Raw genomic sequence first — 14595 nt, 5'->3', positions numbered from 1 at the left:
CCGTCATCGGACCGGACTAACCTTGCCCTGCTCGGCCGGATCAACCGGCTAGCCGAACATGACCGGGAGGATGCGATGACACGCCAAAAGCAGCGTGACCAGGATGCTGCGCTTTCACGACGAACGCTCGTTCAGGGACTTGCGCTCGGCGCCGCCACTCTTGCCGGCGCCGGCTCCGCGCTGGCCCAGACCGGACCTGCCGCGCCGCCGACGACGATCACCACCCCGCCACGCGATTTCGGTCCCCACGGCGCGCCGACCACCTATTTCTGGGACCCCGACGTGATCGCGGTCGATCCGTCCTTCAACGATCTCGCGCAGCCTAACACGGCGATCAAGCGTCTCTATACGGGCCTGCTGTGGGCTGAAGGCCCGGCGTGGAGTGCACAGGGCCGCTATCTGCTCTGGAGCGACATTCCCAACAACAGGCAGATGCGCTGGAGCGAAGACGACGGTCGCGTCAGCGTGTTCCGCTCGCCGTCCAACAACTCCAACGGCAACTCGTTCGACTTCCAGGGCCGTCAACTCTCCTGCGAACATTTGACCCGGCGGGTGACGCGTTATGAACATGACGGCACCGCGACCGTGCTTTGCGATAATTACAACGGCAAGAAGCTGAACTCGCCGAACGACGTCGTCGCGCATCCTGACGGCAGCTACTGGTTTACCGATCCGCCCTATGGCGGCCAGCTCTACGAAGGTGAGCCCGACGCCGCGGGCGGTCCGAGCAATTCCGGCGGCAAGCTCAATCCGCGAATTGGACAGCCGGCCGGCTTTGCACCAGGCAAGCGCGAGCTGCCGACCAATTGCTATCGCATCGACCCTAGCGGCCGTGTCGACCTCGTCGTCACCGAGGAGCAGGTGCCCGACCCGAACGGGCTGTGCTTCTCGCCGGACTTCAAGAAGCTCTACGTCGTATCAACCGGCAAGGGACCCGGCGACACCAGTCCCGGCGGCAAGGATGAGATTTTCGTCTTCGACGTCGGCGGCGACAACAAGCTGTCGAACCAGAAGCGATTCAGCGAGTGCGTGATCGACGGCGTGAAGTGCGGGCCGGACGGCGTGCGCTGCGACGTCAACGGCAACGTCTGGGCCTCCAGCAATGCCGGCCGCGCCGTCGGCTACAGCGGCGTGACGACGTGGTCGCCGGAGGGCAAGCTGCTCGGCCGCATCCGGCTGCCCGAAGTGTGCGGCAACATCTGCTTCGGCGGCCCCAAGCGCAATCGCCTGTTCATGGCCGCGAGCCAATCGCTCTACGCGGTGTATACCGCCACGCAAGGCGCAGGCCCGGGCTGAGCCCGCGCGCGCGATCGCAAGCACGGGCGTCGGCGTGGACCGCCGGCGCCCGCGGTTCCCTGATCGCAATCAAGCTACGCCCCGAGCAAATCTCCGCCATCAATCCAACGAAGATTGAATCGCGCGGCAAAGCCGCAGCGCGGTGCGAAGGCATGATGCTCTTCGTTCTCGCGTCCGACTTGAACCGGGAGTTGCGCGATGCGCCGTATGCCAAACGACACCATCATCGTCAGCGTTGGGGACCAGCAATTTGTCACTGAGTTCGGGGACCCGGGCCTGCCGAGCGACGGCCGCGGCGGCAGCGACAAGATGATCGCGACCGTCGATGGGAGCAACGCGGTCCTGATATTCGTTGGGGACGACCAGACCCTGCAAGGACATTCTCACGGCGGAAACGACCAGCTCGCTGCGACCGTCACAGGCTTCGGGGACTACGTGTTCCTGGACGGCGATGCGCAGGCGATGTCCGGCGACGCCCATGGCGGCAACGATGTACTTCATGTCGATGCATCGACATCGATCTACGCGACCCTCGGTGTTTTTGGCGACGCCGAAACCGCCATGTCGGCCGACACGAGGGGCGGCAATGATGTCGTCGTTGCATCGATGGGAAACAGAGCGTCCGGCACGTTCAGCGGAGACTCCGGTAGTTCCATGAGCGATCATGCTCGCGGCGGCAATGATATCCTCAGCGTGACCCAGGTCGGCAGTTACGGCGGCGCTTCGATATCGGGCGACGCCCTCGTCTCCATGAGCGGCGATGCGCACGGCGGCAACGACATCCTCATCTACACCGTCGGTGCCGCCGCCCAATCCGGAGGCGCGTCTCTGGTCGGAGACGCCGGCTACATGAGCGACGATACCCGTGGCGGCAACGATATCCTGATCGCTGCCGTCGACGGCAACCCGGACTCCACGTCCATCGTGCTCGTCGGGGATGCCTCGAACATGTCAGGCAATGCGCGCGGCGGAGATGATATCCTCCTCGGCAGCAGCCGCGACGATCTGCTGTATGGCGATGCACAGACCTACGCTCCGTTCACGGCCGGCTCGATCACGGGCGGCAAGGACATGCTGAATGGCGGTCGCGGAAATGACCAGCTCTGGGGCGGACCGAACGACGACAGATTCGTCTTCAACAAAGGTTCAGGCCTGGACGTGATCAACGATTTCGACCAGGGCAACAAGGCTGTCGGCAGCACGGCGCGCGAGCACGATGTGATCAATCTGCACGATTACGGCTTCGCAGACTGGGCGGCGCTAAAAAGCCTGATCAGCGATGACAGCACAGGAAATGCGGTGATCCACCTGACGGCGACCGATACGATTACGCTGGAGGGGGTCCATACCGCGGATCTCCATGCGAAGGATTTCATTGTGTAAGAGAGCGTTCATGCGCGTTGTGATCTGCGGCGGCGGCGTGATCGGCGCCTGCACCGCCTGGTTTCTCCGCCGCCGCGGCATCGACGTCGTCGTCGTGGAGCGGGCGGACGTCGCGGCCGCGGCGTCAGGCAAGGCGGGCGGCTTCCTCGCACGCGACTGGTGCGAGGGCTCGCCGCTCGATGCGCTGGCGCGACGGAGCTTCGCGATCCATGCGCAACTGCCGGACGAGATCGCAGGCGATTGGGGCTATCGCCCGATGAGCGCTTATAGCGGCTTCGTTGCCGCCGATGGCCATCCGCGCCGGGATGCACCGTCCGCGCTCGGCTGGCTCAGCAACGGCGTCATCATCGCGCAGCGCATCGGCACGATGGAGTCCACTGCGATCGTTCACCCCAAGAAATTCACCTCAGCCGTGATGAACGCGGCGCTCGCGGAAGGCGCCGAGTTTCGTCCCGGCCAGGTGACCGGCATCATGCGTGATGCAGATGGCACAACCGCGACAGGCGTCGAGGTCGACGGCCGCATCGTCGAGGCGGACGCCATCGTGATCGCGATGGGACCATGGTCGCTGCTCGCCGCGCAATGGATGAGCCTGCCCGCCGTCTACGGCCAGCGCAGCCCGAGCATCGTGTACGACACCGGCACGGATGCGCCGACCGATGCGCTGTTCCTGGAGTCTGAAGAGAATGGCAGTGCCGTATCGATCGAGGTCTTTCCTCGCGCCGACGGCAGCACGCATATCACCGCTCTCTCCGACATCGCGCCGCTGCCTCTCGATCCGGCTGCCGTGACGCCGGACCACGACGCGATCGCGCGCCTGCAAACCATGTCCGAGCGGCTGTCGCCACGGTTCCGATCCGAGAGGATCATTGCGCGGCAAGCCTGCTTCCGGCCGGTGACACAGGATGGCCTGCCGCTGATCGGCAAGGTGCCGCAAAGTGAAGGTCTGTACGTTGCGACCGGGCACAATGTGTGGGGCATCCTGAATGCGCCCGCCACGGGCGAGGCCATGGCGCAACTGATCGCGGAGGGTGCGACACGCAACGTCGACATCTCGCCATTCGATCCGGCCCGCCTCGCGCCGCTCGATCCGTCGCTGCTGCAAGCGCGCTGAGCCGACGCGACGGCATCGCCATTCAGCGATCGGGTTGCTGTGCGCCTGCGATAGCTGCGCATGCCTACCGACGAAATCTGCATGCCTGCGCGTGAAACGGGTCCGACAGCTTTCCTGCCCGCTATTTGCGCAGCGCTAGACTTTAGTCCGTGCCTCACAATCCTGGACGCGGTTTCACTTGCCGAGAATGTCTCCGCCGGTATAGTCGCGCGCATAATGGCTCATAAGAGGCCTGTTAAGGGAGAGAACAAGATGAAGAAACCGCTCTCTGTTGCGTTGCGGATAACACTCGGTACCGCCGCGGCCGCTGTGTTGATGACGTCAGGCGCGGCACTTGCGGCCGACCCGATCAAGATCGGTGTGATCGCGGAAGCGCAGGCGATTGCCGGCGCCTCCATCCCCCAGGCGGCACAGCTCGCCGCCGACGAGATCAACGCCAATGGCGGCGTCGACGGCCGCAAGATCGAGATCGTCTCTTACGACAATCATTCCTCCTCGGCAGATTCGGTGCGCGCATTCCAGCGCGCGGTAAACGAGGACAAGGTCAACGCGGTCATCGCCAGCTACATCAGCGAAGTCGTGCTGGCACTGGAGCCCTGGGCCTCGCGGCTGAAGACGCCGTTCGTCACGCCCGGTGCAGCCTCCAACGAAATCAGCAAGAGCGTGCATGCCGACTACGAGAAGAACAAGTACACCTTCCACGGCTATCTGACCTCCGCCGCGCTGGCGCTCTCGGTCTGCGACGGCGCCAAGGACCTGCTGGTCGACAAGATGCACATGAAGACCGCCGTCATCATGAGCGAGGACGCCGCCTGGACCAAGCCGCTCGACCTCGGCTACGAGGAATGCCTGCCCAAGATCGGGCTGAAGGTGCTCGACCACATCCGCTTCTCGCCCGATACCACCGACTTCACGCCGATCTTCAACAAGATCGAAGGCTCCAAGCCCGACGTGATCATCACCGGCATCTCCCATGTCGGCGTGCAGCCGACGGTGCAGTGGAAGAACCAGCAGGTGCCGATCCCGATGTTCGGCATCGCCTCGCAGGCCACCAACGAGACTTTTGGCAAGGACACCAATCAGGCGGCCGAAGGCGTGCTCTACCAGGGCGTCTCCGGCCCGGGCGTCGCGGTGACGCCCAAATCGGTGCCGTTCGCCGAAGCCTTCAAGAAGAAGTTCGGCAATTATCCCTCGTATGCCGGCTACACCGCCTATGACGAGGTCTACTACATCGCCGACGCGGTGAAGCGCGCGGGCTCGACCGACGCCGACAAGCTGGTCGCCGCGCTTGAGACGACCGACTGGGAAGGTACGATCGGCCGCGTCCAGTTCTACGGCAAGGACGATCCGTTCACGCACTCGATCAAATACGGCAAGGGCCTGATCACCGGGCTGATGCTGCAATGGCAGGGCGGCAAGCAGAGCGCGGTCTGGCCCAAGGAAGTCGCCAAGGTCGACATCAAGTTCCCGAGCTTCATCAAGCTCTCGAACTAGCAGGACACGCTCCCGGGACCAGCTCCCGGGAGCTTCCACATGCGGCTCCCGCAGCACGTTGCCCCAGCAACATCGTCTCTCATGAATCAGATTGCCAACCTTAGATGCGTGCTTTCCAGATTCTGATCGATGGCTTTGCCATCAGCGCTCTCTATGCTCTCGGTGCCACCGGCTTCACGCTGATCTTCGGCGTGTCCGGCGTCCTCAACCTCTCTCATGGGGCCATCATGGTGGCAGCAGCGGTGGCGGCCTGGGCCGCCGCCAGCATCCTGAATGTCGGCACCTATGCCGGCGCACTGATCGGGGTCGGTGTCGCTCTCCTGACATCCTTCGCCACCTATTTTGCGGTGGTGAAGCCGATCCAGGACTCCCGGCGCATCCCGAATGAAGAGAAGGAGATCTTCGTCCTCACCGGCACGCTGCTGTGGGGGATCATGATCCAGGAGGTGATCGCTTATTTCTTCACCAACAACGCCAAGACCGTGTTGCCGATCGTCGAGGGCGTCGTCGAGATCCTCGGCGTACGCACGCCCAGCAACGAGATCTTTACCGCGATCGTGTGCTGCTTCGTCATCGCGCTGCTGTGGCTCCTGGTGAACCGCACCCGCACCGGCAAGGCGGTGCTCGCGGCCTCGATGAACCCACGCGGCGTCACCCTGCTCGGCCTCGAGCTCACCAACATCTACGTCGTGGTGTGGGCGATCTACGGCATTCTCGCCGGCATCGCCGGCGTGCTGCTCGGAATGTTCCTCGGCGTCAGCTCCTACAGCGTCGGACCGCTGACCGCGAGCGCGTTCTCGATCGTCGTGCTCGGCGGCCTCGGCAGCGTCTCCGGCTCGCTGATCGCGGCCTTTGTGGTCGGTTATCTCGAAACGCTCACGGCCTATCTGGTCTCGCCGGCCTACCGCACCATTCCGGCGCTGCTGCTGCTCGTGTTCGTGATGTACATACGGCCCCAGGGCCTTCTGGGGAGGCGCTGAGATGGCCAGCTTCTTTACGACCCGCCTGTTCTTCATCTCGCTCGCGCTGGTGGTGATCGCAGCCACGCTGCCGCTTTATGTCTCGGGCTATGTGCTCGGCTTGCTCACCGTCGCCTTTTACTTCGGCGTGTTCGCGATGGCGTGGGACCTGCTGTTCGGCTTCGCCGGCGAGGTCAATTTCGGCCCGACCTTCCTGATCGGCGTCGGCGCCTACACCGCCGGCATCCTGAATGCCCAGTTCGGCTGGTCGGTTTACGCTTGCATCGTGCTCGGTGCGCTCGCCTCCGTCATCGCCGGCCTCGTGCTGGCGCTGCCGGCGCTGCGGGTGCGCGGACCGTATTTCGGCCTGACCACGCTGGTCGCGGTGCTGATGCTGCAGAATTTCATCGTGGTGTTTGCCGACCTGACCGGCGGCGAGATCGGCCTGACCATTCCCGACGTCATCTCCATTAACGCCGGTGTCAATTACTGGATTGCGCTCGGCTTCATGACGATCTCGGCGGCGATCCTCTATGGCCTCTCGCAATCGCCTGTTGGCCTGGTGCTGCAAGCCAGCGGCCAGGACCCGGTGCAGGCCGGTGCGCTCGGCTTCAACATCGTCAAGCACAAGCTCGCCGCCTTCATCGTCAGCGCGTTCTTCTCGGGGTTATCAGGCGCGCTGCTGGTGTTCTATTTCGGCACCGCCTCGGTCGGCACCGTGGTCGACGTCGCGGTCGGCGTCAACGTGATCGTCTCGGCCGTGCTCGGCGGCCGCCGCACCGTGCTCGGTGCGGCGCTGGGCGCGATCTTCCTGATCGTCGCCGGCGAATTCCTGCGCCCCACCGGCGAGCTCGCAACCTTCATCGTCTCGGCGGTCGCGCTGCTCGTCGTGCTGTTCTTCCCCGGCGGCTTCCTCGGAGCGGCCCTCTCGCGTGAGGCGCGCTCGTGATGGATATGCGATCTTCAAACAGGGCCGTGCTCGAAGTCCGCGGCCTCACCAAGCGCTTCGGCGGGTTGACGGCGGTGAAGAACCTCGGCTTCGAGGTCAATAGCGGCGAGATTTTTGGCCTGATCGGGCCGAACGGCTCGGGCAAGTCGACCGCGATGAAGAGCGTGATGGGCATCGAGCGCCCGACATCAGGCGAAGTGATCTTCGAGGGCGAGGACGTCGCCGGCCTTCCCGCGCACAAGATCGCGCGCAAAGGCTTCGGCATGGTGTTCCAGCATTCGCGGCCGCTGAACCGGCAGACCGTGCTGGAGAACATCATGGTCGCGCTGCTGCCGGACAGCCTGTTCATGCTGTTTCCGGACAAGGCGCTGCTCGAGCGCGCCAAATGGATCGCCGACCGCGTCGGGCTCGGCAACGTGATGAACCGCCGTCCGCCGACGCTGCCCTTCGCCGACCTGCGCCGGCTCGAGCTTGCCAAGGCGATCGCGCGCGATCCCAAGGTCGTGCTGGTGGACGAGCCCTTTGCCGGACTAACGCGCGCCGAGGTTGAAATCTTCTCCGACCTGATCCGCAGTTTTCGCGACGAGGGCCGCGCGGTGATGCTGGTCGACCACAACGTCAAGAGCGTCGCGGCGCTGGTCGACCGCGTGCTCGCGATGTATCTCGGCGAGGAGATCGTCACCGGCAAGGCCGATGACGTCATGAAGAACGAGACGGTGCGGCGGGTCTATCTCGGCGGCGCCATCGAGACCCATGCGCGGCCCGAGACCAGCTTCAAGGACAAGGTGCCGCTGCTCCAGGTCGAGAATGTCAGCGTGTTCTACGGCAAGGCGCAGGCGCTGGAGAACGTCTCGATCCACGTCCACGAGGGCGAGTTCGTCTCGATCGTCGGCCTCAACGGCGCCGGCAAGACCACATTGTTCAACACCATCTCCGGCTTCCTGCCCTATACCGGTGAGATCGTACGCAACGGCGAGAAGCTGCGCGGAACGAGCCCAGCGAAAATCGCCCGCAGCGGCCTCGTGCAGTGCCCGGAATCGCGCGAGCTGTTCGGCGAGATGAGCGTGCGGGAAAACCTCGATCTCGGGGGGCAACATCTGGCCGACGACAAGCGCGCGGCACAGCTGGCCTGGCTGTTCGAGCTGTTCCCGATCCTGAAAGAGCGTCAGGGCCAGATGGCGCAAACGCTGTCCGGCGGCGAGCAGCAGATGCTTGCGATCGGCCGCGCGCTGATGATGCAGCCGCAGATCCTGATCCTGGACGAGCCGACGCTGGGCCTCGCCCCCGTCATCCTCGAACTCTTGTCCAAGGCCCTCACGAGGCTGCGGCAGACGACGTCGATCACGGTGCTGCTCGGCGAGCAGAACGTGACCTTCGCGCTTCCACATGCCGACCGCGTCTATGTGCTCGAGCATGCAAGGATCGTCTGGGAGGGCGATCCCGGCCGCTTCGCCGCGGAGGCTGGCGCCGATTTTCTCTGATTCGCCCATACCAACAACAAAACAAGCAAAGGGAAAAACGACCATGCGACCATCCCCGAATTTGAGCAGCTGCTTCCTCCTCGCTTCCGCGCTGGCGCTGTGCCTCGCCGCTCCCGCCTACGCGCAGTCGAACGACCCGATCAAGATCGGCGTCATCGCCGAAGTGCAGTCGATCGCGGGGGCCGCGACGCCCGGCGGCGCGCAGATCGCTGCCGACGAGATCAACGCCAAGGGTGGCATTCTCGGCCGCAAGATCGAGATCGTGACCTACGACAACAAGAGCTCCTCGGCGGACTCGGTGCGTGCGTTCCAGCGCGCGGTGAGCGAGGACAAGGTCTCTGCCGTGATCGCAAGCTATATCAGCGAAGTCGTTCTCGCGCTCGAACCCTGGGCGGCGCGGCTGAAGATGCCGCTGATCACGCCCGGCGCGGCCTCGAACGAGATCACCAAGGCGATCCACAACGACTACGAGAAGAACAAGTACACCTTCCACGGCTATCTGACCTCGGCCGCGCAAGCCCAGCTCGTCTGCGACGCCGCCAAGGATCTCCTGGTCGACAAGCTCAAGTTCAAGACGGTCGCGATCATGAGCGAGGACGCCGCCTGGACCAAGCCGCTCGACGTCGGCTACGAGGCTTGTCTCCCGAACGCGGGCCTCAAGGTCGTCGAGCACGTGCGGTTCTCGCCTGATACCACCGACTTCACGCCGATCTTCAACAATATCGAGGCCAAGAAGCCGGACGTGATCGTCACCGGCATCTCGCATGTCGGCGTGCAGCCGACGGTGCAGTGGAAGAACCAGCAGGTGCCGATCCCGATGTTCGGTATCAGCGCGCAGGCGCTGAGCCCGACCTTCTGGAAGGACACCAATGGCGCCGCCGACGGCGTCCCGTCGCTGGCGGTCGCAACGCCCGATGTCGCCGTGACCTCCAAGACGAAGCCGTTCGCGGCCGCCTTCAAGGCCAAGTTCGGCTCGCCGCCGGCCTATACCGGCTACACCGCCTATGACGAGGTCTACTTCATCACGGAGGCGATCAAGCGCGCGGGCTCGACCGATCCCGACAAGATGGTCACTGAACTCGAAAAGACCGACTACGAGGGCACGATCGGCCGCATCCAGTTCTACGGCAAGGACGACGAGTTTACCCACGGCATCAAGTCCGGTCCGACGACCGTTTCGGGTCTGGTCTTCCAGTGGCAGGACTCCAAGCAGGTCGTGGTCTGGCCCGAGAAGATCGCGGACGGCAAGCTGAAGTTTCCGAGCTTCGTGAAGCTGTCGCAGTAACCGGCCCGCTCTGACGTCGAGCCCATCGCTCCGCGGGAACGGTGGGCTTTTCTTTGTCTTTCGCAGATGCGTTGTGCGGCGCACCGCCTATCGACCTTGGGCGATGTTGACTTTCCGCCGCCCCGCTCCCCATAATTCGAAAAAGAATAACAAGACCAAATCATAAAACGGTTTTGAGGGAGGATAGGATGCCGACTTCACGCAGGCAGCTGCTGAAGAGCTCGGCGGCTGCCGCCGCCGCACTCAGCCTCGATTGGACACGCGCCCAGGCGCAAGCCGAGAATTTGCGCATCGGCCTGATCTACGACCTCACCGGTCCGTTCGCCGCCGGCGGCTCGGTCGCCTCCTCGGTCGGCGCACAGATCGCCATCGACCTCGTCAACGAAAAGGGCGGCATCGGCGGCAAGACCAAGATCGTGCCGGTCGCGGCGGACTCGCAGAGCAAGGCCGACGTCGCGATCAACGAGGCCGAGCGGCTGATCAGCCAGGAGAAGATCGACATCATCAACGGCGTCTATTCCAGCGCGCATGCGGTGCCGATGGCCGCGAAGGTCGAGCAGCAGAAGAAGATCCTCTGGATCACGACCGCGGTCTCGACCGCCGTGTTCAAGGACAAGAACCTGCAATATGTGTTTCGCGCGCAGATCCATTCCGATCAGTACGGCCAGGCCTTCGCAGGCTTCGTCGCCGAGCACGCGCAAGGCAAGCTCGGCATGGACCCGAAGGACGTCAAGGTTGCGCTGATTCACGAGGACGGCCCTTATGGCGTCGGCGTCGCGGCGGCGGACGAGGCCTATGCCAAGCAGGCGGGCATCCAGGTCGTGATGCGCGAGGGCTATTCGGCTTCCGCCCCTGATCTGTCGGTGCTTGTGACCAAGCTCAAGCGCGCCAAGGTCGATGTGATCTCGCATGCCGGCTACAACCCCGACATCACCCTGTTCCTGCGTCAGGCCCGCGAGAGCGGCCTGCGGTTCAAGATGCTGTTCGGCGCGGGCGCCGGCTACAGCCAGCTCGACAAGCTGCGCGCGACCTTCGGCCCCGACATCGATAATTTCTGCAACATCGATCCGGTGCCCGCGCAACTGCTCGATCCAGCCAAGCTTGCGCCTGGAATCGGCGATCTGACCAAGACCATGGTCTCGCGCTACCAGGCCAAGACCGGCGCCACCGACGTGCCGCCGCATTGCTCGATGGGTTTCAACCAGACCTGGATCCTGCTCAACAACGTGCTGCCGGTCGCCAAGGAGAAGTACGGCAGCTTCGAGCCCGAGGCCATTCGCAAGGCCGCGCTCGACGTCGACATTCCCGCCGGCGGCACCATCCAGGGCTATGGCGTGAAATTCTTCCCGCCGGGCACGCCGCTCTCCGGCCAGAACGAGCGATCGACCCCGGTCGTGATGCAAAATGCCGGCGAGCACATCTCGGTGGTGTGGCCGACGAACATCAGGACGCGGGACCCGGTGTTTCCGCTGCCGAAGGGATCGACCTACGGGACGTAGGTTCAAGCCGCGCAGACGGTGCGTCCCTCTCCCTTGCGGGAGAGGGTGGCGGGGCCCCCCCCGGGGGGGCCGGGGGGGGGGGGGGGGGGTTGGTTGTTTCCCCCCCCCCCCCCCCCCCCCCCCGGTGGGGGGGGGGGGGGGCCCCCCCCCCCACCCCCCAACCACGGGTGAGGGGTTGTCTCCGCGAGCGATCCTCTTGCAGCTGCGTTTGCGGATAGAACCCCTCATCCGGCGCTTCGCGCCACCTTCTCCCGCAAGGGGAGAAGGATTAGCAGCGTGCCTGCGGCTGGGTCAGTGAGTTCACCGCGGCTCTACAACACCACCCGCCGTCCCTCCTCCGCCGCCCAATAGCCGGCGTAGTTCACCTTGATCGTCTCATACGCCAGCGCCAGGTCCGACAGCGGCTGGCGTCCCGTCGCGGCGCATTCCATGAAGTCCTGGATCTCCTGGAGATAGCCGCGGGTCCACTCCTCCTCGATGCAGACATATTGCCAGCCGGTTTTGCGGTCGACCTTCTCGGTGATGTAGACCGAGGCGAGCTTCTCCTCGGAGGTTTGGTAGCTCATCAGATGATTGTTCGGCGTGATATTGGCAAACAGCGAGCCGCCTGACGTGTAGGTCTCGATCAGATTGCGCACGCCGCCCATGATCATGTCGCCGGAGAACACGGTGGCCTTGGTGCCGTCCGAAAATGTCGCGGTCAGCGTGCCCCAATCCTCGACGTCAACAGGATTGGCCTTGATGTAAGTACGCTCCTCCGGCTTGAGGACGGCCAAAACATTGCCGACATCGCCACTGACGCTGGCGACGCGGATGGTTTCACCGCGCGCCTTGGCCTCGACCTGCTTGAGATACAGCACGGCGGAGAGCGGATGGCAGCCCATTCGGATCAGCGAGCCGCCGCCGGTCATCGCCCATTGCGCGGCATGGACCGCATGCGAGCCGGAATGGCTCTCCTCGCCCTTCATGAACAGGATTTTGTCTTTCGTCGCCTTGATGATCTCCGCGGTCTTGGTCACTGCGGGTGCGTAGATCCAGTCCTCGGCATACATGAAGAGCTTTCCGGTGCGCTCGATCGCGGCACGCGTGGCGCCCATCTCTTCCAGCACGCGCTCATACATCAGCGCCTTCGGCACGTGCTTGCCGATCGGCTGCCGGTCGCCGTCGCGGCCGAAATAGCCGGCGAACGGCTTTTCGCAGATGACATGCTTGCCGGCCTGCATGGCGGCGACGATCATCCCCGCATGAAGATTGGGCGGCGTGCAGATGTCAATGACATCGAGCTCGCCGTCCGCGATCAGCTCGGCGAAGCTGCGATGGACCCGTGGGATCTGGTGGCGGTGTGCAAATTCGACGACGTGGTCGCCGCGCGCAGCGACCGCCGCGACCTCGACATCCACGCCGTAGACGCGCCGGAACGCATACATATGCAGCTCCGACACGAAGCCGCAGCCGACGAGTCCCACCCTGATCCTGGCCATAGCGCCCCCTGACCCATGCTTTAGGCGGCACTATAACGCGCTGGCAGGTCTATTCCACCGAGACCCGCACCACGCCGGCACTCATCATGCCCAGCGCCTTGGCGGCAGGGACGGAGAGATCGACGATCCGGCCGCGGATGAAGGGGCCGCGATCGTTGACGCGGCATTGAATCGAGCGGCTGCCGTAGGACACCCTCAGCACGCTTCCGAACGGGCGCGTCCGGTGCGCGCAGGTCAACTCACCTTTCCCGGCTTTTCCGTATCCGTAATAGGAGGCAAGCCCGCTTTCGGCCTGGGCGAAGGAAACTGCAGAAAGCGAAAAAGTAGCAAGGCAAGAAAATAGCGTGGTCTGCGCTCGCACGGCACCGCTCCCGGTTGGCCCTGCCCCGCGCAGCAACGTTTGTTGGTTCCCGTGGGTTCCTGGGCCGCCACCGGGCTACGCCCGGCGGCGCCATCACACATTGTTACTGTTTGTGAAAGACCAGCGTGCGGACTTCGATGCTCTCACGCGGCGCCGCGTCGGCCGGCGTGGTAGGATCGACGAACGCGGTGTGCGGCCCGAAGCGGGTGCGGCCATCGGTTGCGGAATCGTAGCACTTCAGCAACAGCGCTTCGTCCGCCGTCATCTCGGGGAAATAGAACCAGCGATGGTTCGGATTGTATTTCACCGAGTAAGTCTCGCCGCGGCGGTTAGGATAGATCAGATCGGAGGCGACGAGATCGTCAGGCGCGACCGTCGTGCCGTCGGCCATCGCCAGCGGCGAATCCCGCAAGGGACCGCGGATCGGCCGCCACAGATTGATCACCTGGACGCGGCCCTTTAGCAACTCCTCGGCCTCGTCGGGCAGATGCTCGCGCACACGGTTGGCGCCCGAGACTGCGGTCTGGTCGACGTGGACGCGCGTTGCCGGCTGACGTGGGCCACCGTCGCGAATGTCCGCGGCACCCTCGACGCGCCTGCGCACGGTATGGTCGAAGATGACGACGCGGTCTGCTTTCAGCGTTGCGCGCAGGAAGGCCTCGACGGCGGGATAATAGACCGTGCGGATTTCCTCCTCGTTGGAGAAGTCCTTCACCTGGGTCGGATGGCGCACCAGCGCAAAGCCCTCGCGATCAAGCGAGATGTTGTTGGCAATCAGGCGCGCATCGAAGATCGGGACCTGGTGCGGCTCCGGCAGCGACGTGCTTTTGGGCTCGCCGGGCGGCGGATCGAAGGCATAGGTGCGGGGTTTGCCCGATGTCGGCGCGAGATAGTTGAGTTCGGCGGTGACGAAGGGAAGCGATTCGATTTTTGTTTCTTGTAGGCCCATGGCCGGTCTCCCGATGTGGTCGTCTGGATGATTTTTGAGGGGACCAGGCGTGCTGCAAGGGAGGTCCTGCAAATAGCAATGGGTTGTTGTCGTCAATGCGAAGTGCAGAAGAAACGTTTCAAGGAAGGCCCGGCGAACGCTGTTCCCCTTCTCCCCTTGTGGGAGAAGGTGGCGCGAAGCGCCGGATGAGGGGTTGCCTCAGCGAATTCGAATACGAGAGGGATACTCGCGGAGAGAACCCCTCACCCGTCTCGCCGCTACGCGGTGTGTCCAGCGGATGGATGGGTAACAAAACAGACCGGATGGATGGGTAACAGTCGTTCATGATTTGGTCGGCTGCGGCG

Annotated in this window: 12 protein-coding genes; 9 read left to right on the top strand and 3 right to left on the bottom strand. The window is 64.1% G+C overall.

Annotation, left to right across the window (positions count from 1 at the left end; genetic code table 11):
- The first annotated feature begins 75 nt into the window (after positions 1-75).
- From AC0L30_RS28695 to AC0L30_RS28655, 9 genes are all read left to right on the top strand, one after another.
- Positions 76-1296 (top strand): SMP-30/gluconolactonase/LRE family protein, encoded by a 1221-nt coding sequence (locus AC0L30_RS28695; RefSeq protein ID WP_473405749.1) that lies wholly within the window; start codon positions 76-78, stop codon positions 1294-1296.
- A gap of 198 nt (positions 1297-1494) precedes the next feature.
- Complete coding sequence (locus AC0L30_RS28690) at positions 1495-2679, top strand: calcium-binding protein (protein ID WP_473405748.1); 1185 nt, start codon at positions 1495-1497, stop codon at positions 2677-2679.
- A gap of 10 nt (positions 2680-2689) precedes the next feature.
- Positions 2690-3793 carry an NAD(P)/FAD-dependent oxidoreductase gene (locus tag AC0L30_RS28685; protein ID WP_473405747.1) on the top strand — a complete coding sequence of 368 codons (1104 nt, stop codon included), beginning with the start codon at positions 2690-2692 and terminating at the stop codon, positions 3791-3793.
- A gap of 252 nt (positions 3794-4045) precedes the next feature.
- On the top strand, positions 4046-5287 hold the full coding sequence (locus AC0L30_RS28680) for an ABC transporter substrate-binding protein (RefSeq protein ID WP_473405746.1): 1242 nt from the start codon (positions 4046-4048) through the stop codon (positions 5285-5287).
- A gap of 104 nt (positions 5288-5391) precedes the next feature.
- On the top strand, positions 5392-6267 hold the full coding sequence (locus AC0L30_RS28675) for a branched-chain amino acid ABC transporter permease (protein WP_007601104.1): 876 nt from the start codon (positions 5392-5394) through the stop codon (positions 6265-6267).
- Between the two features lies 1 nt (position 6268).
- Complete coding sequence (locus AC0L30_RS28670; RefSeq protein WP_219683503.1) at positions 6269-7195, top strand: branched-chain amino acid ABC transporter permease; 927 nt, start codon at positions 6269-6271, stop codon at positions 7193-7195.
- On the top strand, positions 7195-8676 hold the full coding sequence (locus tag AC0L30_RS28665) for an ATP-binding cassette domain-containing protein (RefSeq protein WP_473405745.1): 1482 nt from the start codon (positions 7195-7197) through the stop codon (positions 8674-8676). Before AC0L30_RS28670 ends, AC0L30_RS28665 begins: the two co-directional genes overlap by 1 nt.
- A 43-nt stretch (positions 8677-8719) precedes the next feature.
- On the top strand, positions 8720-9961 hold the full coding sequence (locus tag AC0L30_RS28660) for an ABC transporter substrate-binding protein (protein WP_473405744.1): 1242 nt from the start codon (positions 8720-8722) through the stop codon (positions 9959-9961).
- A gap of 188 nt (positions 9962-10149) precedes the next feature.
- Positions 10150-11460, top strand: coding sequence for an ABC transporter substrate-binding protein (locus tag AC0L30_RS28655; protein WP_473405743.1), 1311 nt, complete (start codon positions 10150-10152; stop codon positions 11458-11460).
- A 311-nt stretch (positions 11461-11771) separates the two neighbouring features.
- Here the strand turns inward: AC0L30_RS28655 and AC0L30_RS28650 are convergent, their stop codons facing one another.
- From AC0L30_RS28650 to AC0L30_RS28640, 3 genes are all read right to left on the bottom strand, one after another.
- The gene (locus AC0L30_RS28650; protein ID WP_473405742.1) at positions 11772-12941 is read right to left on the bottom strand and encodes a Gfo/Idh/MocA family protein; all 1170 of its coding nucleotides are present in this window, start codon (positions 12939-12941) and stop codon (positions 11772-11774) included.
- Between the two features lie 49 nt (positions 12942-12990).
- The gene (locus tag AC0L30_RS28645; protein ID WP_007601095.1) at positions 12991-13302 is read right to left on the bottom strand and encodes a septal ring lytic transglycosylase RlpA family protein; all 312 of its coding nucleotides are present in this window, start codon (positions 13300-13302) and stop codon (positions 12991-12993) included.
- A 103-nt stretch (positions 13303-13405) separates the two neighbouring features.
- Complete coding sequence (locus AC0L30_RS28640; protein WP_473405741.1) at positions 13406-14251, bottom strand: CmcJ/NvfI family oxidoreductase; 846 nt, start codon at positions 14249-14251, stop codon at positions 13406-13408.
- Between the last annotated feature and the right edge of the window lie 344 nt (positions 14252-14595).

This window comes from Bradyrhizobium sp. MI1.11 (genome assembly GCF_055811255.1).
This window is presented reverse-complemented; position numbering and strand designations above follow the sequence as displayed.

What these genes read in the sequence shown, in the direction of transcription:
- AC0L30_RS28695 (WP_473405749.1), top strand. Translation starts at nt 76, where the DNA reads ATGACACGCCAAAAGCAGCGTGACCAGGATGCTGCGCTTTCACGACGA.
- AC0L30_RS28690 (WP_473405748.1), top strand. Translation starts at nt 1,495, where the DNA reads ATGCGCCGTATGCCAAACGACACCATCATCGTCAGCGTTGGGGACCAG.
- AC0L30_RS28685 (WP_473405747.1), top strand. Translation starts at nt 2,690, where the DNA reads ATGCGCGTTGTGATCTGCGGCGGCGGCGTGATCGGCGCCTGCACCGCC.
- AC0L30_RS28680 (WP_473405746.1), top strand. Translation starts at nt 4,046, where the DNA reads ATGAAGAAACCGCTCTCTGTTGCGTTGCGGATAACACTCGGTACCGCC.
- AC0L30_RS28675 (WP_007601104.1), top strand. Translation starts at nt 5,392, where the DNA reads ATGCGTGCTTTCCAGATTCTGATCGATGGCTTTGCCATCAGCGCTCTC.
- AC0L30_RS28670 (WP_219683503.1), top strand. Translation starts at nt 6,269, where the DNA reads ATGGCCAGCTTCTTTACGACCCGCCTGTTCTTCATCTCGCTCGCGCTG.
- AC0L30_RS28665 (WP_473405745.1), top strand. Translation starts at nt 7,195, where the DNA reads ATGGATATGCGATCTTCAAACAGGGCCGTGCTCGAAGTCCGCGGCCTC.
- AC0L30_RS28660 (WP_473405744.1), top strand. Translation starts at nt 8,720, where the DNA reads ATGCGACCATCCCCGAATTTGAGCAGCTGCTTCCTCCTCGCTTCCGCG.
- AC0L30_RS28655 (WP_473405743.1), top strand. Translation starts at nt 10,150, where the DNA reads ATGCCGACTTCACGCAGGCAGCTGCTGAAGAGCTCGGCGGCTGCCGCC.
- AC0L30_RS28650 (WP_473405742.1), bottom strand. Translation starts at nt 12,941, where the DNA reads ATGGCCAGGATCAGGGTGGGACTCGTCGGCTGCGGCTTCGTGTCGGAG.
- AC0L30_RS28640 (WP_473405741.1), bottom strand. Translation starts at nt 14,251, where the DNA reads ATGGGCCTACAAGAAACAAAAATCGAATCGCTTCCCTTCGTCACCGCC.